Here is a 24,229-nt window from a genome sequence, read left to right as displayed (position 1 = left end):
TATCTCCCCTCTCTTAGAATTGAACTTCAGTTAACTGTATCGGGCGGTTTTCATCAAGAGATTTCTTTGCCGCAATTGCAATAAGTATAGGCTGTAAGCCTGCTTCAATATCAACCGGCACTTCTGTGTCATCCACAATAGCCTGTACAAATTCAGAAACTTCTCTTTTAAAAGAATCCATATAACGCTCTAAAAAGAAATATAACGGTTTTTCACCAATTACGCCGTCTTGAGTGCTAAGTACAGCACTAGAACCTGTGTCATTTGCAACTGCTACCTGGCCTTTTGAGCCAAATACTTCTGCTCTTTGATCATAGCCGTAAACAGCCTGGCGTGAATTATCAATGACAGCGATTGCTCCATTTTCCATTTTCATGGTAATAACAGCCGTATCAATATCCCCTTCTTTAGCGATATCTGGGTTTACAAGTGCTGCTCCTGCTGCATAAACTTCTTTTACTTTACAGCCTGATAAGAAGCATACCATATCAAAATCATGGATTGTCATATCCAAAAACATTCCACCGGATACTCTTACATATTCAATTGGAGGAGCCTGTGGATCACGGGCAGTCACACGAATCAAATGAACGTCACCCACCTGTCCAGCCTCAACAGCATTTCTTACTGCTTTGAAGTTATGGTCAAATCTACGGTTGAATCCAACCTGAAATTTTAATTTGGTTTCTTTTAGCGCTTCCATTACCTCTTTAATTTTAGCAAGGTCCTGTGAAATAGGTTTTTCACAAAATACATGCTTACCAGCCTTAATTGCCTCAATTGAAATATCTGCATGCGTATCCGTTGATGAGCAAATCATTACTGCATCAATTTCTGGATCCTCTAAGATTTGATGATAATCTGTATAGCAGGAAGCAATACCAAGACCATTTGCCCATTGTTTAATTTCTTCATTCATAAATGGGTCGGCAATTGCCTTAACCTGAGCATCTTTTACTCCGTAAGTAACTCCTTCACCATGAACTCTGCCTATTCTTCCTGCACCAATAATACCAATTTTAATCATTTTCAAATCCTTCCTTTCACTTTTCAATATCTATGTCTACCCCATGACTAGGATTTGTAATTATTATGCTTCCTATCAAGGAATACTACCTTTAATAACTTTTACTTTCCTGCCAGTCTCCTAGCTTTTGCTTCCATTCTGTTACGTGTTACATCTATAAATACAGCCGCAATTATAACCAAACCAATTACCATATATTGCATATCACTTGCTGCATTTAAAAGTGTTAAACCATTTCGGATTATTGAAATAATCAATGCTCCAATCAAAGTTCCCCAGATTGTACCTTTTCCACCCATAAAGGATGCACCGCCGATAATACAAGCTGCAATCGCATCCGTATCATATGGAGAAATTGCAGAAGATGGATTAGCTACGCCTGATCTTCCTACAATAACAATACCTGCAATGGCACAGACAAAGCCTGAAAGTGAATAAACAAATATAAGTATATTATCTGTATTAATACCTGATAATCTAGTCGCTTCTGGATTACCTCCCACACAATATATGGTTCTTCCCAGTGCTGTATAATTTAATAATAAGTGAAAGATTACAAATATCAGTAACATTGCTATAAATGCAATTGGTAAACCTGAGAACGATCCGCTTTTTAAAATGTTTGCTGAACCCAGCCATGTAATTGAGCTTGAGAAGCCACTGATTGTCTTCGTTGAAACAACAAACAATGCTAAACCGCATAATACGTTCTTCATACCTAATGTCGAAACAAAAGGATGAGGTAAGTGTAATTTCGTAAGTAATAGACCATTGATGCATCCGATTAATGTTCCTGTTAAAATACAAGCCAATAATAAAATAATAGGATTGGTAACCCCAAACTTATCTAAAAACATGCCCATAACACATGCACATAATACTGCATTGGCTCCTACTGAAAGGTCAATACCGGCTGTGATTAAAACTACCAGCATACCGGATGATATTAAACCATTTACTGCGGTTTGCCTTAAAATATTCATAACGTTATTGATTGTCAAGAAATTAGGACTGGCTATTGATAGAACAACAGATAATACTACCAATGCGAGTAATGGACCTAACTTTCCAAGTAGTGTTTTGATATTGATTGTTTTTGCCATTATATCGTTCCTCCCCATGCTGCTTTCATTATGATTTCGGAAGAGAATTTGTCAGTATTTCTGTCAATTTCACCTGTTACTCTACCTTCTCGCATTACAATAACCCGGTCACTGATACCCAGAACCTCTGGCAATTCAGAGGAAACCATAATAACACATTTTCCTTGAGCTACTAATTTGTTCATTATATTGTATACCTCTACCTTAGCACCAACGTCAATTCCTCTTGTAGGTTCATCAAAAATATATATATCTGCATCTGTATTAATCCATTTGCCTATAACTACTTTCTGCTGATTACCTCCTGATAATTGACCAACAATTGTTTTTAGACTCGGAGCCTTAATTTTAAAATCATCAATATTCTGTTTTCCTGTTTCATTTAACTTATTTTTATTTAACCATGGTCCTTTTGTAAATCTTCTCATATTAGCCAACATTAAATTTGTATCAATTCCTAGAGATAATACCAGACCTTGTCCTTTTCTATCCTCTGTCAGCAGTGCTATTTTATTTCTTACCGCATCCTTTGGTGACTTAATGTGAACTTTTTTCCCATCAATATAGATATTTCCACTATCCACGTCAAAAGCTCCAAATATAGCCTGACATGTTTCTGTTCTTCCTGCTCCTACTAAGCCTGCAATTCCTAATATCTCACCATGATAAGCCTCAAAATTAATATCATGAAGAACTCCTGCTGAATTCAAATTTTCTACCTTTAAAGCTATCTTGCCTCTTTTTACTTCAATTTTGGGATATTGATTGTCAAGTGTACGTCCTACCATTGCTGTAATCAATTTATCGTTATCCATGTTTTTAATTTCTTCTGTAATAATATGCTCACCGTCGCGCATAACGGTAACACGATCGCATAATTCAAATAATTCTTCTAACTTATGAGAAACAAATAAGATAGCTACACCTTTTTTCTTTAGCATTCGAACAGTAGCCATTAACTGCTCTACTTCTTTTTCGCCAAGACTTGAAGTTGGCTCATCCATTATAATTAATTTAGCATCAATTAAAACAGCTTTTGCTATTTCAACCATCTGCATAATACCCATTCCGTAATTGCCGCAAGGCTTTTTTTCATTCACATCCTGGCCTAACGAAGCCATTACTTCATGAGCTTGCTTATGCATCTCACTGTAATCCAAAAATTTACTATTTTTTTTACGTATCATCTTATTGATAAAGATATTATCTGTAATTGACAGTAATCTTATAATATTTAATTCTTGATATACACATGCAATTCCTGTGTTTTTTGCATCATTTGGAGATTTAAAATTTTGCTTTATTCCATCGACAAACAGTTCACCTTCATCAGCTGAATAAACCCCCGTAAGTACTTTAATCAGTGTAGATTTTCCCGCTCCATTTTCACCAATCAGACCGTGAATTTCACCAGGTTTAATCTGCAAAGACATATCATGTAGTGCAATAACCCCAGGAAAACGCTTTGTAACATTTTTCAACTCTACTACATAATTAGCCATTATATATCACCTTTTTCTTTTAATCTGCTTTATATGTCTAACTCGAAATCCGGTTTATAGATAATAAGTATCTTACTTTTTTGCATTTACTCCTATAAAACAGGAGTAAATGCATTTTTGATTATTGAAACATTCTATTGCTTTAGCCTTTTTATTGATTTAAAACAGATTTTAATTCATCTAAATAAGCTTGAGCATTTTCAGAGGTAACAACTGTTGCACCAGTATCAATCGTAGCTTCAACTGTCTCGCCCTTTGCTACTGCAACAGCTTTTTCAACTGCCATGTATCCCATGTTATATGGTGACTGAGCCACTGTAGCAGCAAAGTTGCCATCAATAACATTTTGAACACCAGCTTGAATACCATCAAATCCAACAATGAGAACATCAGTTAAACCAGCCTGTTGAACTGCTCTGGCTGCACCAGCCGCTGTTTCATCATTATGGCAGACTACGATATCAATATCATTGTTTAAGCTTGTTAAAAGATTTTCCATTATACTTGAAGATTTGTCTGCAAGTCCTTCTCCATATTGCGTTGCTTCAATTGTAACACCATTTGCCTCAAGAGCTTCTTTAAATCCAGCTTCACGAGCATCACTGGTAGTATTACCCTGTACACCACCGATAATAACTGCTTTTGCTCCTTCTCCCGCTTTCTTTGCAGCATATTCTCCGCCAAGATAAGCAGCTTCTTTATTACCGGTACCGATATAAGTTACTTTCTTATCATATGGAGCATCTGTATCTACAAATAATATTGGTGTTGTAGTGTCTCCTAATACTGATACAACTGAATCTGGTTGTAATGGAGAGATTACAAGAGCATCAAGATCTGAATCTGAAAGCATTGTTTCAATCATGTTATTTTGCTCGTCATAAGCTGTTTCCGATGAAGGTCCCTGTAAATCTACAGTAACTCCCAAATCAGTTGCAGCTTGTTTTACACCAGCAGCAACGTATCCCCAATATTCACTTGATAGTGTTTTAAGAATTACACCAACTTTAATATCAGAATCGGTTGTTGTTGCTGTTGAATCGGTTGTTGTGTCTTTTGTCGTATCCGTTGTTGTGTCGGTTGTCGTATCCTTTGTTGTGTCCTCTGTTGTGTCTTTTGAACCACATGCTGCCAAACTTGCTGTCAACATTAGTGCCATAGATAAAGCTAAAATTTTTTTCATGAAATTTCCCCTTTCATTCATTGCATTTTTTTGTTTTTACCCATATATCAAAACTTATTTAAATAAGCCTTAATACCCAAAATACCTTGTTTTTCCTAAAAAGAATGTGTTTAGTCACATTCAGACACTTCTGAATATTTCAGTATAAGCGAATGCGTTTACCTACTAAAAAGATTCGTTCAGCATCCAGAGATGATCTGGATCATCAATTCTATCTTTCCATGGATTACCCTCAAAATGACGAATCATCCAGCAATTATATAATTTATAGCCCGGTGCGGTTACCTGCGGATGTGTAAGACCACCTGGTATCGCACAAAAACTTCCATCTTTGATTTTAAATGCTTGATCCCCAATAAAGCATGCACCAAAACCTTGTGGTTTATCAAAATGATAGTAATACACCTCAGGCTGAGGATGGTGATGTGGAATATAGCTTGACCATCCACCTTGGGTTCCTATTACCTCACCCAATACCATATTAGAATAAGGAGCGATGGAATAATCAAATATAGTTCTTACTAATCTGACTGCTGTATTGTTACACATGCCAGCTCCCGATGTCATTTCAACACAATCTGATGGTCGATAAAATTTGTTGTCAAATTCTACATTATTCTCGGTTGCCTGTACTAAAACCTCCGATTCTTCCATTGCTTTTAATTTAACTTCAGTGTTTTTACTAACATGAAGACAATATGCGCTTTCATCAAAGCAATTCTTACGGCTGGCAATAACTTTTTCTTTCCCCCATGAAAATTCCAAATTACCACTAACCAACAAAAACGCTGTCTCATCATCTTTCTTACAAAATACCTTTTCTTCTCCTTTTTGCATTTTGTAAATTCTTATGTCCATCATCATATTCTTATAAAGACCCTCTCGGGTTGTTAGTATCTTTTCACCCGTTGTAGAATATTCCGGATATCCAAACATTTCAAACATAAACTTATTATCCTCCTTTCTTTCACAATTAATACAATCTTGCATTCTTTAAATTTTCTTCTTTTCTTTTATATGCATCTAGCACAGAATCTTTATTTGATGTGCTGGCAATACCTACATTCCACCATGATTTATAACCCTCTGTCATCGTTTTAGGAAGTACTTTAATATCAATTAATACACATACTTTTTGTTTCTTTGCATCTTCTAAAGCAGCCTTTAACTCTTCTAACGTTCGCGCGGTATAGGTTTTAAGCCCATAACCAGCTGCTGCCATTGCATAATCAATCGTCATGAGTGACCCATCATGTGATGAGCTATTGTCGTTGTCTCTATATCGGAATTCTGTTGCTAGGTTTCCAATTCCGTTCGACATCTGAAGATTATTAATGCATCCAAATCCGCTATTATCAAATAACAAAATATTAATCTTTTTACGCTCCTGCATTGCAGTTATCACTTCACTGTGAAGCATTAGATAGCTGCCATCTCCAACCATTGCATATACTTCTTTCTCAGGCATAGCAAGCTTTGCTCCTAAAGCAGCAGCTATTTCATATCCCATGCAAGAATAACCATATTCCATATGATAACTGTCCTTTGCTTCGGTAGTCCACATTCTTTGTAAATCTCCCGGAAGACTTCCGGATGCGCCTGTTATAATAGCATCCTTATCAATCATTTCTCTAACCAAACAGATGGCTGCTGTTTGTGTTAAAGCACTTTTAGTTAATTTATTAAATTCTTCTATTGAACCAGGATTTCCAGCCTTTACTAATGGTTTAAAATCATCACCATACGTATATTCTTTGAAGAAATCCATTTCCTTTTGCCATTCACTTTTAGCAATGGCTATTTCATCTTGATATGAAGAACGATATCCTATTTCTTTCAGAGCCTTACAAATAGCTTCCAATCCGCTCTTTGCATCACCAATTGCTTTTACACTATCCAGCTTATTTGCGTGAAACTTTGAAACATTTAAGGTTATAAATTTTACATTTGGATTTTTAAACTGTGACTTTGAACCTGTTGTAAAGTCAGAAAGTCTGGAACCGATTGAAAAGATTAAGTCAGCCTTTTCTGCTACCATATTCGCTGATAAGTTACCTGTAACTCCTACACCACCCAAATTATATTCTGAGCTTGATTTACATGCACTTTTTCCTGCCTGTGTTTCACCAAATGGAATATGAAACTCTTCACAAAATTTTACTAAGGTTTCACCGGCGTTTGAATATTTAACACCACCGCCACAAATTATCATTGGATATTTGCTCTGTGCAATTAATTTCGTTACATCTTCAACTTCTTCTGCTACCGGAGTTGGTCTGGTGATTCTATGAACTCTTTTCTGGAAAAATTCTTCCGGATAATCAAAGCTCTCACCCTGAACATCTTGTGGCATTGCGATACATACGGCTCCTGCCTGTTCTGGATCAGTTAACACTCGCATTGCATTAATAATTGCTGTCATTAACTGTTCCGGTCTGGCAACTCTATCCCAATATTTACATACTGGTTTAAATGCATCATTCGTTGTGATTGTTAAGTTATTACTCTGTTCTAACTGCTGTAATACTGGATCTGGTTGTCTGGTAGCAAATGTGTCGCCAGGGAATAATAACAATGGAATATTATTGACTGTTGCTAACGCTGCGGCTGTAACCATATTTGCTGCACCAGGACCTATTGAAGAAGCACATGCTATTATTTTAGTTCGATTATTTTGCTTTGCATAAGCAGTTGCTGCATGAGCCATACCTTGCTCATTTCTTCCTTGATATACTTTTAAGCCACCGGGATTCTCATCAAGTGCTTGTCCAATACCAAGAACGATACCATGTCCAAAAATGGTAAACATTCCTGACACAAATTTGATTTCTTCTCCATCCAGACTGACGTATTGATTATCCAAGAATTTTATCAATGCTTGTGCTGTTGTCATTCTTACTTTTTTCACTGCTGCGTCCTCCTTTAACATTGCTTATTGTTTCATTTTGGTTTATATGTTTTAACAATTGCAACACAATAGGTTGTATTGCGTACGTTTTGGTTATGTTTTTGTTATATAGTTATCATCTCTTTGTTACATATTACATTTATTATTAGATTTTGTCAATATGTTTTTATTATATTGTTATACATTTTTTGTAATTTCTTTGTTTATTATGTCGATAATGTCAATCATTTGTTATTCTCCTTTTACCTGTTAATACAAATACACTATTTTACAGCCTCTTTAGGTATATCAATTTCACGAGATAAGTTTTTGCTATAGCAAACTGATAGGAAGGTTAATCTTAAAGATTAACCTTCCTATCAGTTTGCTTCATGACTTTAAAATATATTCTTATTTTTATTATTTATCAAAATTTTCTTCTCTGCCTCTTCAATGAGTACTTGTTGCACCGCGTTGTGTGCAGCCTGATGCGCTCGTTGAAATAGTGCTAAGATTTCTTCCCCTTCTTTGGTTAAACTAGAACCATTTACCCCATTACGTTCAATCAATGCCACTCCTAATGCCTTTTCTGTTTCTCTGATTGATTTCCACGCCTTACTATAGGACATACCTATATCCTTTGCAATTTGGTTTAGCGATCCCATCTTTTCTACTCCAAGAAGTAATTGCGCAGTACCAGGACCAAAAGCATTGGAAAAATCATCTGTTCCTGATATTACTAATCGAATATGACTTTGCAATATTGTTTTCATTTAACCCCCCATTTTATTTTGTAATCCACCTATCATTTACTAGCGTCAATCACAAACATAGCCAGCTTCTTTTCATTTGGAAAATAATATGGATATTGATAAGATGAACTACTGATCAGCTTACTTTTCAAAAGCTTCTTAATTTCTTCATCTGTGCTTTTGCTATCATAATGGCGAATGAATTTTATGCCCTCTTCAATACTTTTCAAAGGCTGACCAAACGGCAGTGATATCTGTTCCACTTCAAAAGTATAATTATTTTTATTTAAAAAATCAGCTATTTCTTCTTCTGTATTTCCTTGTGTACTTTCCTTTGTTGCTGTAAAAATACGTCTGCTGTTTGTTGACATAATATAAATGATCTTATTGTCAGTCCACTCCCTTGCCTTATTCATGAATTCGGTTAAATCACCAAACAAGCACATTACTATGGCATCAAATGGTTGCTTTGGGCGAGAAATCAATTCAAAATCACCTACCAATGTAGAAACATTTGTTAACTCATTTTTTAAAATATTATCTTTTAGCACCTGAATTGCCGTTTGATTTAAATCTACACTCATGATGGCTTTTGCACGTGACGCAAGTGCCAAGGACAAATATCCAACACCACAACCCATGTCACAAATAGAAGGCTCTTGAGGTAACTTACTCAAAATTATCCTTGCAAGGTTTTGATGATACTCTTGTTGCTCGGCAGCTATTTTATACCATTTAATACTTTCTTCACTCCAATGAAAAAGTCTTTCTTGTTCGTTTTTCATTCTACTCATTCCTTTTTCGTACGCTCTTTTATAATTTCTGCCATTATACTGATTGCAATTTCAGCCGGAGTTTCCGCACCTATTGCTAAACCAATCGGACTATGCACTTTCTCCAAGCACTTTTTTTCATACCCTACTTCCTCTAGCTTTTGGTAAATTGTATCACGCTTTGATAAACTGCCTATCATGCCGATATAGAAAGGTTCTTTACTGAGCGCCCATGAAAGAACTGTTTTGTCATGCAAATGTCCTCTTGTAATTATAAGGATGTAACTGTTTCCATTAATCGAAAAATCAGGAATATGGTTAAAATCATCTATTACTACTGCTTCACAATCCTCAAAACGTTTGGCATTTGCATATTCTTCTCTGTCATCAATGACTACTACTCGAAATTCTAACCTCTTAGCCAGTTTTGCCACCTCAAGCGAAACATGCCCTCCTCCGAATAGATACATGGTTCCTCCTGTGTGAATTGGATCTACTATATAGCGGACACCATCCTGGGTTTCCCCATGAATCGCGATTCGAATCGGATTAAAGATTAAATTTTCTCTAAATTTTTCACTTCCGTAGAAATCACCTATCAGACCTTCCCCCTTCACTGACAGACATAATTGAAATGGATGTATCGCATTCTCACTTATATTTACGACGTAAACAAACCAAGCTTTCTTTCCTTCTATCTCTGCTTTCTGTGCTTCTGTAAATACCTTGAGATTATTTGAATTTTGTCCATCTATATAAGCAATTAGAACCTCACAGTTACCACCACAAATAAATCCGCTATTGGCTGCTTCATTGGGACTTAAATCATAAAATTTTATAATAGGCTCATGATTTGTATAAACAGATTCCCGTGCCTGCCTTATAACGTCCGCTTCCATTGCACCTCCTCCTATTGTTTCCACAATGCGCTCTGGAAGTATAAGCATTTTAGAGCCAGCACTTCTTGGTGCAGAACCATCCTGATTAATAATTGTTGCAAACGAGAAGCTTTTCTTTTCTTTTAACAACATAATCGCTTCTTGGAACAATGATTTCATTTTGCATCTCCTTTTTAATACAATTACTTAAATTTTGCATTTTGGGTTATTTGGTTAAACACTTCTTCTGATAAATCGCAGTGATAAAACATTTTATAATAACGTGCTGTTTCTTCAAAAAGATTGTAATCAAATTGCTCCGGATAAAGTAATTCACTCATCCATATCATTCCAATATAGCGATTGACAGACGGCGGAAAGCCAAGCCAATTATAAGGAATACTTGGAGCTTCACAGTAATTTCCGTTTTTAATTGCGCTTAGTCCCTGCCACGCCGAATCTTCTCCCACACTTTCATAAATGCTGCCTGGGGCGAAAATAATATAATCCGGATCCCACATCATAAGCTGTTCCATTGATATTTCATTTCCGGAGCCTTTTGCAGATGGTTCTTCTACTACAGCAACATTTTTAGCGAGTAAATTGATTACTTCAGCATGGAAAGAACCTTCTGCAATGACATTTAGTCCTGTATCTCCCAAGCAATACGCTAGTGTCTTTTTGTCGTCGCCTATGGATTCCATAACTGTCTTTGTTTTTGAATATACATCATCGCAATAAGCTGCTATTTCTTCAGCTTCTTCTTCCTTGTTCAGAAGTTTTCCAAGCATTCGATAAGCATCACCAGTTCCCTCTGTTGTCGCTTCAATAAAAATGGTAGGAATACCTAGCTGTTGCATTATTGTGTCCATATCTTCTACTATACTGTCTTTATATTCCCCAATATCAATAATTACCTGCGGATTTGCCGCTGCTATCGCCTCCTTGTTTAAATCTCCCGATCCATAAAATTGTCCAAATACAGGTAAATCTAAATATTTTTGTTCTAATATAAGATTTGCATCTGTTGCCCACTTTCCGGATAATCCAACCAATTCGTCAGGGGCTAATGCAAAAGTTACAATCTGTGCCATTGTACCGGATGGCGCTATTCTTGTAATTTCCTCTGGCACTTCCACTTCACGACCTGCGGAATCCACAAATGTGACCGTATCAGACAAATTAGTTTTAGTTTGTTTCGTTTCTTCACTGGCTGTTTCTTTCGTCTCTTTTGCAGTTTGTGCTTCACTATCCTGCGTTTCACTTGTTTCTTTCGTTGACTCTTTTGTCTCACTATCACTCTTTTTTGTGCAACCAAATAATAAACTTAAACTTATTACAATTACAAATACCAAATGCAGCTTTTTTCTTTTCATTTTCTCTCTCCTTTTATACTCATTGGTACTATCTATGCAAAAGAACATCTTCTGGAATACACATACGTATTTTGTCATCAAATAAGCTTTGAATTTTCACCCTGACTCCGTAAAGATTAAATATCAATTCCTCATCCATTACATCATGTGGCTTACCTGCTGCATAAACACGTCCATCCTTTAGAGCTATTACATAATCGGCATAATAAAGTGCCTGTTCAGGTTGATGTGTCGATTGTATAATTGTATAACCTTTCGAGGTTAAATGTTTTACCTGTTCTAACACAAGTATTTGATTTCCATAATCTAAATTTGCAGTTGGTTCATCCATTATTAAAACCTTTGCCTGCTGTGCCAATGCTCTTGCAATTAATACCAACTGCCTCTCCCCACCGCTCATCTTTGTAAAATCACGATCTCTTAAATGGTAAATATCAAGGATTTTAAGAGCCTCCTCAGCTACTATAATTTCTTGTTTTCTAGGTGTTGCAAAGGCAGACATTTGTGCTGTCGTCCCCATTAATGTCATATCAAGTACACTGTAATGAAACGCTGGTGTATGTGACTGGGGAATATAGGCAATTAATCTTGCAAGTTGCTTTGGCTTCAATGTTTTAATCTCTATCTCATTTATCTTAGCTATGCCTGAATAATTATTTATTATTCCTAAAATGCAACGAAAAAGAGTGCTCTTACCAACTCCATTTGGTCCTATGATACACACAACCTCACCGCAAACTGCCCGGAAAGAAACATCTTCAAGTACTGGTCTGTCACAATAACTAAAATTCAAATGTTCCACTGATATACTCATAACTTATCCCCCCTTCCTGAAAGAAGATACAAGAAAAATGGGGCTCCGATAAAAGCAGTCAATATACCGATTGGTATTTCACTAGTTAACACATTTCTTGAAACGTTATCTACAATCAAAAGAAATATCGCTCCAAATAGTATAGTGGCCGGAATAAGATATTTGTAATTACTGCCAATCAAGCGACGTGATAAATGCGGAATGACAAGACCTACCCAGCCGATCATGCCGCTAACAGAAACAGATGCCGCAGTAATCAGCGTAGCCGAAATAATGATAATCAGTCGAACTAAACCAGTATTTACTCCCATGGCACGTGCTTCTTCTTCTCCCATTGTTATAACTGTTATTTTCCATCTCAAAAGAATAATTGGAAAAATTCCTATACACATGAGTGGAAAAACAAATCTGATGTCTTTCACAGAAGCTCCCGAAAGACTCCCCATCATCCAATAAGTGATTGCCGGCAGCTCATCCATAGGGTCTGCTGCCAATTTCAGAAACGAGGTGCCTGCATTAAACAACGAACTAACCATAATTCCCGAAAGCACCAAGGCTAGTATTTTATTCCCCATAGATTTTTGACTCACCAAATAAACAATCCCCACACAAAGAATACTAAAGAAAAAAGCGCTCACACTAATCATTGCCTTACTTGCATGATTTAAAATAGCTAATGCTGCTCCAAACGCTGCTCCCGTTGATGCTCCTAATATATCAGGTGAAGCCATGGGATTTTGGAAAATCCCTTGAAAGCAAGCTCCTGCCACAGATAAACAGCTACCTACAAGTATGGCCAAAATAATTCTGGGAAGACGTACATTCCAAAAAATAATCTCCATTTTCTCATCCCAAAATGGCTTTATGAAAATTACTTGAGACGAAATAATTCCAACTAGCTCATTTAGTGAAATAGGATATCTGCCAAGTGTTAATGAAAAAAGTGCAACTAATAATAATAGTAAGCCAAGTACAATTAATACTCTTTTGGGACTCTTCCTAGTATTTTTTTTCATAATACTCTCCATTCAAGAAATTAATCAAATCATAATGTATCTATACACTTATTATTTTTTAACAAGAATAATATATTATACTTATCATACAATTTTATTTGTATATCAACAACACTTTTTCGACATTTTTTTTATTATTTAAAAATTTTGTAATAATTATATGATATTTTAACTGTTTATGGTTGATTTTTTTATTATTTATTGTTAATATTAACTATGCATATTTTTTTAACTGGAGAAATAAAAACAGGAAAAACTACACTTATTAACTATGTTTGTAATGAAGTGATTTCAAAAGGTTACAAGGTAGGAGGCTTTTATAGCTATTTTGATGATCACCGAGAGGAAGAAAATCGCTGCCTCTATTTAAACGGTGCACACCTGTTTCAAAATTATGATGAAAAACAGGTCGTGGTACGTTTCACTTCAGCCTTGCAGCCTCAGGTATACACACAGCGGTTTAACGACTTTGGAAAACTCTATATTAGAGAACGCAAAAAAATCGCCCATTTGCTCATAATGGACGAATGTTCATTTTTTGAAAGACAAGCTTTTGATTTTCAACACGAAATCTTAACCGCATTAAACGAACCCATTCCTATTCTAGGTGTAGTACGTTTAGGAAAAGCTTCTTGGACAGAACAAATCGCAAACCACAACAAGGTTCGCCTGATTGAGGTAACAAAAGAAAACCGCAATGCGCTAAGATTGGAGCTGGTTGATTATTTTACAGCGCAAATACAACGTTTTCCCAAATAGCAAGGTAGTATGTTCCTCTCTTTATCGATGATAATATGAACGTCTATCTTCGTATTTGGGAAATAAAAGGAATTCACTTTTTGTAACTTATGATACAAATAGGTTTTACTCACTTCGTTCGCGGTCACAATATCTATAGTTATACCATCTTTATCTTTGGTTATTTTACAATCCAATACTTCTTTAATAGAAAAGAGTGCCTCATCAAAGGCCTGCATTGCTATGCTTTCTTTTCTTACAACCTTGTCAAGTCTAAGTGTTATTCCCCCACAAGCGCACTTTAAGGAAAGAATACGAGTATAGTCCTTTGTACGATAACGAATGAGCGGCATTGCCTGCCGATGTAAAGTAGTAATAACCAATTCTCCAAACTGTCCATTTGGTAACACATTTCCCTTTTCATCAACAATCTCAATGTACAAATCCTTTTCTCTTACGTGCATTCCATCATGAGCACCACATTCAACAGCTCCGCCCAATCCACTTTCTCTGGAACCATAATGGTTAAACACCTCACAGTTAAAGCTCTTTCCCAACTCCTGCGACAACCAATAAGGGCAGTTATCTGCACTCACTAAGATACTTTTTAGCGTAATCGATAACTCATTCGCTCTAATCCATCTGCCAAGAGATAGCATATGCATTGGTAATGCCACTACATGCTCCACTCGATTCTCATTCATCATCTGATACATCTCTTTGAACGTTTTCCCAACGCCGCAATATACGCAGACTGCTCCAAGTCGCGTTAATGCCTTTGCAACCAAAGCTCCAATACTCCCTTCTTTCTCATAGGGCATACAAATCATAGTAATCTCTCCATTAGAAACAAACTCTGAAAGACCGCAGGTAAAAAAGCCCACTGTTAACTCCTGATCTTTGCTGGTATAGAACAACCTTTTACATTTTCCTGTTGTGCCTGATGTTTCCATTGTTATTATGCGAGATATGTCGCTTTGAGAGACTAAGATCATTTTTTCACTCTTCGTGGTCAACATCTCCTCGTCTGTGAATCTAATGTTTTCAAACTCTTTCAAAGAAGTAACTCGTTCCGGTAAATACGAATAAAGGCAACTCCCCGCCTTTGCATATTGTAATAATTGGTTTATCTGATCAAGCTGATAGGCTTTCAAAGCTTTTCTTGTAAGAGGAGAAATTCCTGTACTTTCTTCAATCCATTCATCCACACGTGATCGTTTCATATGCATCCTTTCCATTATCATTCATTGCGATACAGGCTCTTACCTGAAACTGAGGTCAAATTATAAGCACAAAATGGAATTCTCTTTCCTTCTTTATTGATTTCACCAATTTTACATCGCTGCAATCGCTCCAAATCCAAATTAAAGGCATCTTGAAATACCATTCCTGATACTGCCAAAGTAAACATCTCCATACGTTCTAAAAAATCATCCAAAGATGTAGTGGAACCATTCTCGCACTTTTCTTGTTCCTCTTCTTTCTTTTTGCAGCACTTTGCTGCCGACCATCTTTTTGCTACAAACTCTCTGGTTTGATTTGAACTACATTTGCAATCTGCCTTACTGCCTATGATTGCTTTGATATGTCCATCTGCCTGTTTCATAAAATTTCCATGGAAAGAACAATGAGAATGTTCCACACTACCACCCTGAAAATCATTGGCATGCATCACTGAATTTGTCTGCTTTTCAATTTCTGACAACACCCTAGGAATCGTAAGGCGGCGTTGCGGTGCCGTTAAGCCACAACGTCCAAAATAACTAATGGGCTGAAAATGCACCCCTCGTATATCAGGCAGATTATCAATCGCAAATTGTAATATTGAACCAATTTCATTTACATTAACATCTAAAACGAGCGTTGGCACCAAAACAACTCCAAGACCTGCTTTCGCACAATTTTCAATCGCCTTTTCTTTTATATAAAAGAGTGGCTTTCCTCGAAGAATTTCATAAGGTTTTTCTGTCATAGAATCAAACTGTAAAAAAACACTATTTAAGCCTGCACGTTTCAGATTTCTTGCAAGTGCTTCTTCCTCTCCCAAACGTATACCGTTTGTATTTAACTGAAAATAAGAAAATCCCTTTTCCCTACCTAGACGAATGATATCACATAAGTCATTGCGCATAGTCGGTTCACCACCTGAAAGCTGAATATTGAAAGGACCTCCATTTTCCATTAAAGTCTCATAATAATAGCCAATCTCCTGCAAAGTCGGTTCTTGTTTTACTGCATCACCTGCACTTGCAAAACATACCGGACAGTGTAGATTACATTGATTTGTCACCTCTAAAAGGACGCAACAGGTATCTTGCTTATGCTCTGGGCACAAACCACAATCATAAGGACAGCCCTTTTCAATATCAGTTTGGTAAAATTGACTATCATTTAATGTGTTTTCCCGGTTCCAAGCCAGATAAGAGGTTGCATCTCCCTCCCATATTAGAGTAGAATATTCTCCATGTTCAGGACAGGTTTTATCCAAAAAAATCCCTTTTATCTCTTCTTCGTCCTTTCTTTCTTTTTCTACCTTATAGGCTTTAATTACTTTCAGACATACCGGGCATACGCTTTTCGTTTCACCAATCAGATAATTTTTCACCCGTAACCACCTCATATTCTTCTTGCAATTTTTCTGCTTTTCTTATATCATTTTCAATTCGCTTTCTAATGGAAGCATTTTCTTTATAATATTTAAGTGATGCTTCATAGCGCTTTTTTATTGTAATTTGCTTTGTTTCTTTTCGTAGCTTATCAGCCAGATATACGATGGTTTCTTCATTTAGCCCTGGGGTTTTTACATGCTCTAAACTCATGTGATTTCCTACCATGTCAGCAAGAGCAGTATACCCTTTATCTTGAAGAAACAATTTTCCTTCTGCCGCATGATTTGGCTTTGTTCGCAATATATCATGCAGTAAAGCACCGCTCTCAATGATTGTCAAATCCAATGCATATCCATTTTGTATCAGTTTTTCTCCCATATGAATTGCTAAGCTTGCTACTGCGTTTGAATGTTCCTTAATCTGTATCGGAAGCTCAACTTCCTCAATTATCTTTTCGCAAAGCCCTTTGGAAATTCCAAAATACTTATTAGCATAGGCTTGTAACTCTTCGTAATCCCCTGGGTAATCCGCATCGAGACTAGTTCCTTGATCCGTGAGCTCTAATTGTCTCGAGCTTTGTTCAAAATCATGTAGCGCATGTTTAAGTCCACCGCTTCCTTGATAGGTCATAATACGATCAAAGCACTCACTGTTTATCAGTGGGGGATGTGTCCTTTCCTTATTATAAATTGGATATAACACACTCGGTTGCTCCTTTTCAAAAGCCTGTCTGAGTGCCTTGATTGTGCTCGGGTGTATCATTGGATTATCACCCGGCAACAAAAAAACTCCCTCAGTCGTTTTATCCATTATTGCATTTAGTCCTATTTTAATTGAGGTAAGCATATCTGTTGTTTGGTATGCCTCATTTCTTATCAGCATAATATTGAATGCTTCTAGCACACGTTCTATTTTCATTGTATCTCTACCTGTCACAACACAAATTTCGTCTACTCCGGCGTTTTTTAAGTTCAAAACAGCCCACACAATCATAGGATATCCATTAATATCAAGCAACGGTTTAAATTGTCTCATACGTAAAGAACATCCGGCTGCCGCAATTACGGCCTTAATTTTCACGAGATGACTCCATTTTCTCGAAGCAATTCCATTGCTTTTGTATACACTGCTTCTACGATTTGGGGACATCTTGTTCTTTTATTAATTGGGTTTCCTTCCAGTATGCAGGTACAATCGCAACCTCCATATTCTTTACCGTAGACATCATCAAACCATTGCACAAGCTCACCTATCATTTGATTCAAATAAACAGACTCGACTTCTTCTTTACTGCCTTTCCCTGCAAAATACCCAATCAAACAGCATCCTCCTGTAAGAGAACCACATATCTTACCACTAAAGCCAAGTCCTCCATTTAATCCACTCAAAGCACGAATAACTCCTTTATCTTCCATTCCTTCCTCTTCCATTGCTAATTTTACGATAATCTGACTGCAAAAAAATCCATCCTGTGATAGTTCAACTAATCGTTCAAATAAATCCATAGAGTCATCTCCTTTTATTAACTTGATTTATCGGTTATGAAACATAATTGCGCTAGTTTCTTCGTCTGGCTGCTAATATAAAATAGCCCGGTCTGCTTCCTTTTGCACATCCTCCTATACATTTCCATTTATCAAACACATCAATCCCTTCCCATAGCTTTTGTACGTAATAGGATTTCCATGCCTGTGTCTGATCAACAAAATGTAGGATTTCTAATCCTTCCTTTTCTAAAAGATCAAACCAGACTTCCTTAGTTGCTGAATAAGGAAGGGAGAGCTTTGGTGCTATCACATTTTGCTCAGGTGTAAAATATACATCCGAGCTAAATAAAACTCCATTCTCTTTCAGTACTCTCCTGCATTCGCTTAATACCTTTTTTGTATCACCTGATATTGCCAGACTGCATTCTGCTATTACACCGTCAAAGGTTTGGTCTGGAAAGGTGATTGATCTCATATCTCCTTGTAGCAAATTGGGCTGATTATTTTGTATTTCTTTATCGATCCCCATTGCTTCATAGCCCAGAAAGCTAAGATAATTGACTGTAGCTGCATCACCACAACCCAAATCCAATATTTTACCATTCTCTGGCAGAATTGTTTGTCCAAGCTCTAATAATTTTTTCGTCATTTTGATACCTTCCGGATGAAATACTGCCATTATTTATCCTCCAATGATTTTTCAACCTTTAGTACCTTACCCATAGCAAGTTCTTCCGGAACATAAATAAACTTACATTTTGGACACATCAAAAGCTCTACCGGAAATGCATTATTCATATATTTAAATCTTACTTGGCTTTTTATGAGTGGTATACCACATTTTTCACAGATAAACTCTCCTATTGAGCCAATTGATTGATCATAATTTTCTGTCATTTATTCCTCCTCAACTGTCATTCTAAGACTGTATGCACTATAGATTTGATAAACATTATCTGCTACTTCTTTATATTTAATCCAAAATGTTACGTTTCCTATTCTTTGATTGGTTAATAATAACTGGGTTTGAGTATCTCTTATGATATTATGACTTTTCCTGGCAAAATCCAACACTTCCATAATATCACTCTCCAAAATCATACGTTCTTCCATTTGATTTCGAATTTCTTCTTCAATCACAAGTTGAAAATTATAGGTTTGCTTCATGCCTTCTTCTCCCCACACTTCCTGCAATAATGTTTGTTTGAGTATCATCCGATTATAATGCCGCTTGCTTAAATCTGGTGATACCTGTGGATTTTCTCCATATATTAGTTCTAAGATATGTCTGGCATTTTTACCTTGCTTTACGAAGCGATCTCTACAATTCATACAATAGGTCAAATAAGAGGCATCGCTTTGCCCTATGCACAAATCTGTCATTCTTTTAGCTACCTCTTGATTGGTAAAAGATGTTAACCCTCCAAATCCACAGCAAGGAGCAGTATCGCCACTGAATGGAAGCTCTACGGTTTCATATCCCATTTTTGTTACAAGATTTCGAATACTGTTTTGAATCGCTTCCTGGTTTCTGGCCCCGCACGCATCATGAATTGCAAGTACTTCACCGCCTTCTTGTCTTATCCTTACATTGTCAGGCAGTCCAATCTCTTCTAATATCTCCCAGATACCAACTAGCTTCATATTACTTGCTTCACTAAGCACCCTGTAACAACTGGGACAGGCAGTAATCACCTTTGGTTTTCCAAGTTTCTCCCATTCAAGCATTAGCTTTTGTATGGATTCTTCAAATAACTCCTGCTGGCCGCTCCAGTCAGCAATTGCACCACAACAGCCTAACATTAGGGAAACTCCTCCACTCAGCCGTCTGGTCAAATCCATATACACCTTTCGAACGGTTTCAGGCGCAGATGCTCCCATTTGGCAGCCTGGAAAAAATACATAGGCACTCTTATTCCAATCTGGCTGATGCTTTGCCAAAAAACATTTGTCACTATTGCTAAATGCCATATCAAGCAGTGCAAATTCATAGGTTGACTGCGGCATTTTCTCTGTTTTTATCATAGTCTGCCTTGCTAATTTACAAACTTCTCCCAAATCAAAGTCATTGGGACAAATTGCTTTACACTGCCCACACAAGGAGCAGGAATTAATCATATCATTAGCCAAATGATTTCCCATAACAATAGCTAAATTATTATAGATTTCTCGGATTGCCTGCTTTGGATATTTATTATAGTGTTGCATAAATGCACAGCCTTTTACACATTCCAGACATTCGCAATGTATGCAGCGCTTTGCTTCTAGAATCGCTTCCTCTTTTGTATAAGCATCACCTGACGGAACAATTCTTTTACTTTGCTCGACTTCCTCTAAAGATGTAAATAATGTTGTTTGATAGCTTCCCTCCTGCTCTCTTCCAACTTTTATGGATACCTTTTGTATAAAACGATCAATTGAAATTGCTGCTTTCTTACCTATGCTCAATTGCCCAATCACGCTAGAATCAGGTAATCCCGCAAAGAGCTTTTCAATATCAGTTTCCAGAGTTTCTTCATTAATTATAGATTGATTTGGAATAATACGCTTAAACAGCTCTTGACTGATACAAATCGCATCAAATTGTTCTAACATACTAGTTAACATCTCCAAATTGATCACTTCACCAAAACAAAACTCGGCTTCTAAGCAATGAAACATTGATAAGTCTGCTTTTAAATCTGCTTCTGGTATTTTAAAATGAAACGCACCAAGCTGGCTAATCAAGTTATCACCTTCACTCACAAGCTTGATGGGATATCCTTTTTTTCCTATTTCCATAGCCGCACTAAGACAAAACATATCCGCTCCCAAAATTGCTACTTTACTACTTTTTTTAGGTAACAAAAAACGAGGTCTTGTTTGATTTGTCCCAAATCTTAGACAAGCTCTTTCCAATTCTCTAATCTGAATTCCCTGCCCCTGTTCATTTAGCTTGCACCCAGCTTCACAGGGAGCTTCACACGCATAAGCTATAATATGTGCAAATGAAGTGCTTTTCTCTATAATACTTCGACCTTTTGAAAAATCTTGATTCTTGAGTGCATCACATATACCACAAACGTCCAAATGAATGGGACAAGTAGTCATACAATTGGGAGGCTGCTGCTGTGTACAAATTGCTTCTCTTTCATGTAATTCCTTTTGCCCGAAGACTTGCTTCATTATATAACCTTTCTTGCTATCCTCCATAAAACAAACCTCCTTGTCACATTAATGTTCTATTGATGAAATTATGCATGAAAGACTTATAAAGCGGCAGATCAATCGCCCCTTTATTTGATTCATTATTTTCTCATTTACTTTTTAATTCCTCTATTGCTGCTTTTACCACCTCTGGAAGTGCAGGAATTTTGGTGATTCTAGCACCCGTTGCATTAAAAATAGCATTTAAAATCGCAGGATGTGGTGCAGTAAGCGGTCCTTCTCCTGAGCCGGCTGCTCCATAAGGTCCATATGGACGAGGTGTAACCTGATATATGATTTCAAAATCATCTGGTATATCCTTTGGATATGGAATTCCACATTTTGCTAAAGTATTATGCTTGCTTATATCTTCAAAATCTTCGGTAAGTGCCAGGCCAATTCCCTGTGCAATACCTCCATAAATCTGTCCGTCAACTACTGTTTTATTTATAATGGTACCGACATCCGCAACCGTTGTAAACTTATCAACTGTTACCTTACCAGTTTCCATATTAACTGATACCTCAGGCATAAAAAGTTCATACATATATACACTAAATGGGTTACCTTGTGCTGTTTCCAAGGAACAATCTGTGCACATTGTTGCTACCCATTTTCCATCATATTTGAGTGGAATATTTTCTGCTAACATTTCATCATACGTACGATAGGTGCCATCTCCTTTTTTCATTGCATTTAAAAGCATTTCTGCCGCCAGCTTAGTAGCGTTACCTGTCATAACGTTTGAACGGCTGCCTCCTGCCGGGCCAGAGTTAGGAGTGCGCGCTGTATCATTCATAATCAATTTAATTTGTTCTGGTTTAAAACCAGCCTCTACTAAAATTCCGTGAGCCATTGTCAGAGTACCAATATCAGCTCCTTGACCATGATCTTCCCATGCATTATAGATAGTAACTCCATCCTTAGTAAGCTCTGCCCATGCTTCAGAAGAGTCAGCACCATCCAGACCACATCCATAAATTCCCAGTGCTATACCAACTCCACATTTTACTTGATCTGTAGATTTTGCAGCCACACGTTTTTTTGCCTCTTCATATTTTGGGCGGAGTGTATCAAACATAGATTCCAGACAATATACGTCTGGTTTACAACCAGTTGGAGTTGTTGAACCTAATTCCTCTTTGTAAATATTTTTATATCTTAATTCAAATGGATCCATTCCTATTTTTTCTGCTAAAACATCCATTGCCAACTCACTGCTTAAGAAAGATTGTGGTGAGCCATATCCTCGAAAAGCTGCTCCATATGCATGGTTTGTACAGACTGTCTGACTCTTGTTTCTGATATTTTTAATATCATAACCAGCTCCAACAAACTGAGCAGGTCTCATGGTTAATAAATCACCAAATTCGGAATATGGACCATGGTCGATGTAATTATCTCCTTCTAGTGCAAGAAGCTTTCCATTTTCATCTGCTCCCAGCTTAATATGCATAAAGCCTGGCGAACGCTTTCCTGTATAGGTAATGTTTTGGTACATATCAAATACTAAAGAAACTGGCTTTTGTAAAACGAGTGCTGCCACGCCAAGAATTGCCTCTGTTGTAGGTGAAAATTTATATCCAAAAGTTCCTCCTGTATGATTTTGTATCAATCGAAGCTTTTCTGGTTCAATACCAATTCCTGCGCAAATCATTGCGTGATGTAAATGTATACCAATAGATTTTGACTGAATGGTTATTCTTCCATCATTATCAATATATGCATATCCACAATCCGGTTCAATATTTAGATGCGGCTGTCTGCTGGAATATGAATCCATTTCAATGGTATACTTTGCTTTCTCCATAATCGGCGCTGTTTCCTCACCTTTAATTGTATTAATTTCAAAATACACGTTTGGTGTACCCGGATGTATTTCAATTGCATCTTCAGCCATTGCTTCTGGTGCACTCATGTAAGCCGGTAAAATTTCCAAATCCACCTTAACCTTTTTCGCTGCCTCCCTTGCGTGTTCTTCGGTATCTGCGGCTACTACTGCAATGGCATCTCCAAACTGGAATACTTTCTCATCGCAGAGAATTGGCCTGTCCCATCCATCTCCTTTATTGGTAGGAAAAGTAATAAGTCCCGTAATTCGATTCTTACCTGGTACATCCTTATAGGTAATAATACGTTCAACTCCAGGCATTTTTTCAGCTTCTGAAGTATCAATTCCTTTTATATTAGCATGGGAAACCTCCGCCTGAACAAGCGCAAGACGTAGTGTGTTTTCAGGCATTTTTAATGCTTCATCTGCACCAAAGTCCCATTTACCTGTTACCTTTGCCACTGCTGATGGGCGAGCATAAGAAGTCCCTAAAATGGACTCTCCATTTGCTTTAAATAATAAATCTTCTTTCTTTATTTCACCGCGCATCACCTTAGCTGCAGCCATTACCGCATCAATTAACGGCTTATATCCTGTACATCTGCAAAGATTTCGATTCTTTTGAAACCAATCTCTAACCTCTTCTCTTGTTGGCGATTGATTATTTTCCAGTAACACCTTTGCCGTCATAATGAATCCGGGACTGCAAAAACCACATTGGGCACATCCAAAAGTCATCCAGGCAAGTTGTAATGGATGCAAGTTTTCTGGTGTTCCTAATCCTTCAATTGTCATTATAACCGCATCCTCAGGAACACGCGCCATTTTCATTACGCAGGAGCGTACAACTTTTCCGTCTAAAATAATATTGCACGCACCGCATTGGCCTATTCCACATCCTATCTTACAACCTGTTAGCAACATTTGCTTTCTAAGAACATCAGCAAGACTTGCATTTTCATCAATAATCAATGTTTGTTGTATGCCATTGATAATCAAGGATTTTTTTACCATAATTGCACCTCTTTTTTCTATATTTTAAAAGCTTACGCTTTTAATTCGATTCC

21 protein-coding genes are annotated in these 24,229 nt (G+C 37.0%); 1 reads left to right on the top strand and 20 read right to left on the bottom strand.

Features of this window, described 5'->3' with window-relative positions:
• Positions 1–13: 13 nt before the first annotated feature.
• The 12 genes from iolG to C8E03_RS05395 form a co-directional block, all read right to left on the bottom strand.
• Positions 14–1,027 carry an inositol 2-dehydrogenase gene (iolG, locus tag C8E03_RS05450; protein WP_094375675.1) on the bottom strand — a complete coding sequence of 338 codons (1,014 nt, stop codon included), beginning with the start codon at positions 1,025–1,027 and terminating at the stop codon, positions 14–16.
• A 101-nt stretch (positions 1,028–1,128) separates the two neighbouring features.
• Entirely contained in the window at positions 1,129–2,130 is a 1,002-nt protein-coding gene (locus C8E03_RS05445) for an ABC transporter permease (protein WP_110290513.1), read from the bottom strand.
• Positions 2,130–3,632 carry a sugar ABC transporter ATP-binding protein gene (locus C8E03_RS05440; protein ID WP_094375677.1) on the bottom strand — a complete coding sequence of 501 codons (1,503 nt, stop codon included), beginning with the start codon at positions 3,630–3,632 and terminating at the stop codon, positions 2,130–2,132. The genes C8E03_RS05445 and C8E03_RS05440 overlap by 1 nt, the downstream gene beginning before the upstream one ends.
• A 151-nt stretch (positions 3,633–3,783) precedes the next feature.
• Entirely contained in the window at positions 3,784–4,815 is a 1,032-nt protein-coding gene (locus tag C8E03_RS05435; RefSeq protein WP_110290512.1) for a sugar ABC transporter substrate-binding protein, read from the bottom strand.
• A 165-nt stretch (positions 4,816–4,980) separates the two neighbouring features.
• Entirely contained in the window at positions 4,981–5,760 is a 780-nt protein-coding gene (locus C8E03_RS05430; protein ID WP_110290677.1) for a 5-deoxy-glucuronate isomerase, read from the bottom strand.
• A 28-nt stretch (positions 5,761–5,788) separates the two neighbouring features.
• A complete protein-coding gene (iolD, locus tag C8E03_RS05425) occupies positions 5,789–7,708 on the bottom strand; it encodes a 3D-(3,5/4)-trihydroxycyclohexane-1,2-dione acylhydrolase (decyclizing) (RefSeq protein ID WP_207657793.1) in 1,920 nt (639 codons plus the stop codon).
• A gap of 392 nt (positions 7,709–8,100) precedes the next feature.
• Positions 8,101–8,475: a winged helix-turn-helix domain-containing protein gene (locus tag C8E03_RS05420; protein WP_110290510.1), complete on the bottom strand. Its 375-nt coding sequence runs from the start codon at positions 8,473–8,475 to the stop codon at positions 8,101–8,103.
• Positions 8,476–8,507: 32 nt separating this feature from the next.
• A complete protein-coding gene (locus tag C8E03_RS05415; RefSeq protein ID WP_170122906.1) occupies positions 8,508–9,239 on the bottom strand; it encodes a methyltransferase domain-containing protein in 732 nt (243 codons plus the stop codon).
• A 5-nt stretch (positions 9,240–9,244) separates the two neighbouring features.
• Entirely contained in the window at positions 9,245–10,285 is a 1,041-nt protein-coding gene (locus C8E03_RS05410) for an XdhC family aldehyde oxidoreductase maturation factor (protein WP_110290508.1), read from the bottom strand.
• A gap of 23 nt (positions 10,286–10,308) precedes the next feature.
• Positions 10,309–11,481, bottom strand: coding sequence for an ABC transporter substrate-binding protein (locus tag C8E03_RS05405; protein ID WP_110290507.1), 1,173 nt, complete (start codon positions 11,479–11,481; stop codon positions 10,309–10,311).
• Positions 11,482–11,509: 28 nt separating this feature from the next.
• Positions 11,510–12,295, bottom strand: coding sequence for an ABC transporter ATP-binding protein (locus C8E03_RS05400; RefSeq protein ID WP_110290506.1), 786 nt, complete (start codon positions 12,293–12,295; stop codon positions 11,510–11,512).
• A complete protein-coding gene (locus tag C8E03_RS05395) occupies positions 12,292–13,311 on the bottom strand; it encodes a FecCD family ABC transporter permease (RefSeq protein WP_094375685.1) in 1,020 nt (339 codons plus the stop codon). The genes C8E03_RS05400 and C8E03_RS05395 overlap by 4 nt, the downstream gene beginning before the upstream one ends.
• 216 nt (positions 13,312–13,527) lie before the next feature.
• Here C8E03_RS05395 and C8E03_RS05390 point away from each other — a divergent pair, with 216 nt between their 5' ends.
• On the top strand, positions 13,528–14,070 hold the full coding sequence (locus C8E03_RS05390; protein WP_110290505.1) for a nucleoside-triphosphatase: 543 nt from the start codon (positions 13,528–13,530) through the stop codon (positions 14,068–14,070).
• On the opposite strand, the gene C8E03_RS05385 is transcribed toward C8E03_RS05390, so the two are convergent.
• From C8E03_RS05385 to C8E03_RS05350, 8 genes are all read right to left on the bottom strand, one after another.
• Entirely contained in the window at positions 14,034–15,272 is a 1,239-nt protein-coding gene (locus C8E03_RS05385; RefSeq protein WP_170122905.1) for a DVU_1553 family AMP-dependent CoA ligase, read from the bottom strand. The genes C8E03_RS05390 and C8E03_RS05385 overlap by 37 nt on opposite strands.
• Before the next feature lie 17 nt (positions 15,273–15,289).
• A complete protein-coding gene (gene trsS / locus C8E03_RS05380) occupies positions 15,290–16,654 on the bottom strand; it encodes a radical SAM (seleno)protein TrsS (RefSeq protein WP_242993412.1) in 1,365 nt (454 codons plus the stop codon).
• Positions 16,632–17,738, bottom strand: a complete 1,107-nt coding sequence (locus C8E03_RS05375; protein ID WP_170122904.1) for a DVU_1551 family NTP transferase — start codon at positions 17,736–17,738, stop codon at positions 16,632–16,634. The genes trsS and C8E03_RS05375 overlap by 23 nt, the downstream gene beginning before the upstream one ends.
• Positions 17,735–18,163 carry a DVU_1555 family C-GCAxxG-C-C protein gene (locus tag C8E03_RS05370; RefSeq protein WP_094375690.1) on the bottom strand — a complete coding sequence of 143 codons (429 nt, stop codon included), beginning with the start codon at positions 18,161–18,163 and terminating at the stop codon, positions 17,735–17,737. Before C8E03_RS05370 ends, C8E03_RS05375 begins: the two co-directional genes overlap by 4 nt.
• A 52-nt stretch (positions 18,164–18,215) precedes the next feature.
• Positions 18,216–18,824: a class I SAM-dependent methyltransferase gene (locus tag C8E03_RS05365; RefSeq protein WP_110290502.1), complete on the bottom strand. Its 609-nt coding sequence runs from the start codon at positions 18,822–18,824 to the stop codon at positions 18,216–18,218.
• Positions 18,824–19,042 carry a DVU_1557 family redox protein gene (locus C8E03_RS05360; RefSeq protein ID WP_094375692.1) on the bottom strand — a complete coding sequence of 73 codons (219 nt, stop codon included), beginning with the start codon at positions 19,040–19,042 and terminating at the stop codon, positions 18,824–18,826. The genes C8E03_RS05365 and C8E03_RS05360 overlap by 1 nt, the downstream gene beginning before the upstream one ends.
• A complete protein-coding gene (locus C8E03_RS05355) occupies positions 19,043–21,337 on the bottom strand; it encodes a pyridine nucleotide-disulfide oxidoreductase/dicluster-binding protein (RefSeq protein WP_110290501.1) in 2,295 nt (764 codons plus the stop codon).
• Between the two features lie 103 nt (positions 21,338–21,440).
• Entirely contained in the window at positions 21,441–24,176 is a 2,736-nt protein-coding gene (locus C8E03_RS05350) for a molybdopterin-dependent aldehyde oxidoreductase (protein WP_094375694.1), read from the bottom strand.
• Between the last annotated feature and the right edge of the window lie 53 nt (positions 24,177–24,229).

It is taken from the genome of Lachnotalea glycerini (genome assembly GCF_003201285.1).
GTDB lineage: Bacteria > Bacillota > Clostridia > Lachnospirales > Lachnospiraceae > Lachnotalea > Lachnotalea glycerini.
This window is presented reverse-complemented; position numbering and strand designations above follow the sequence as displayed.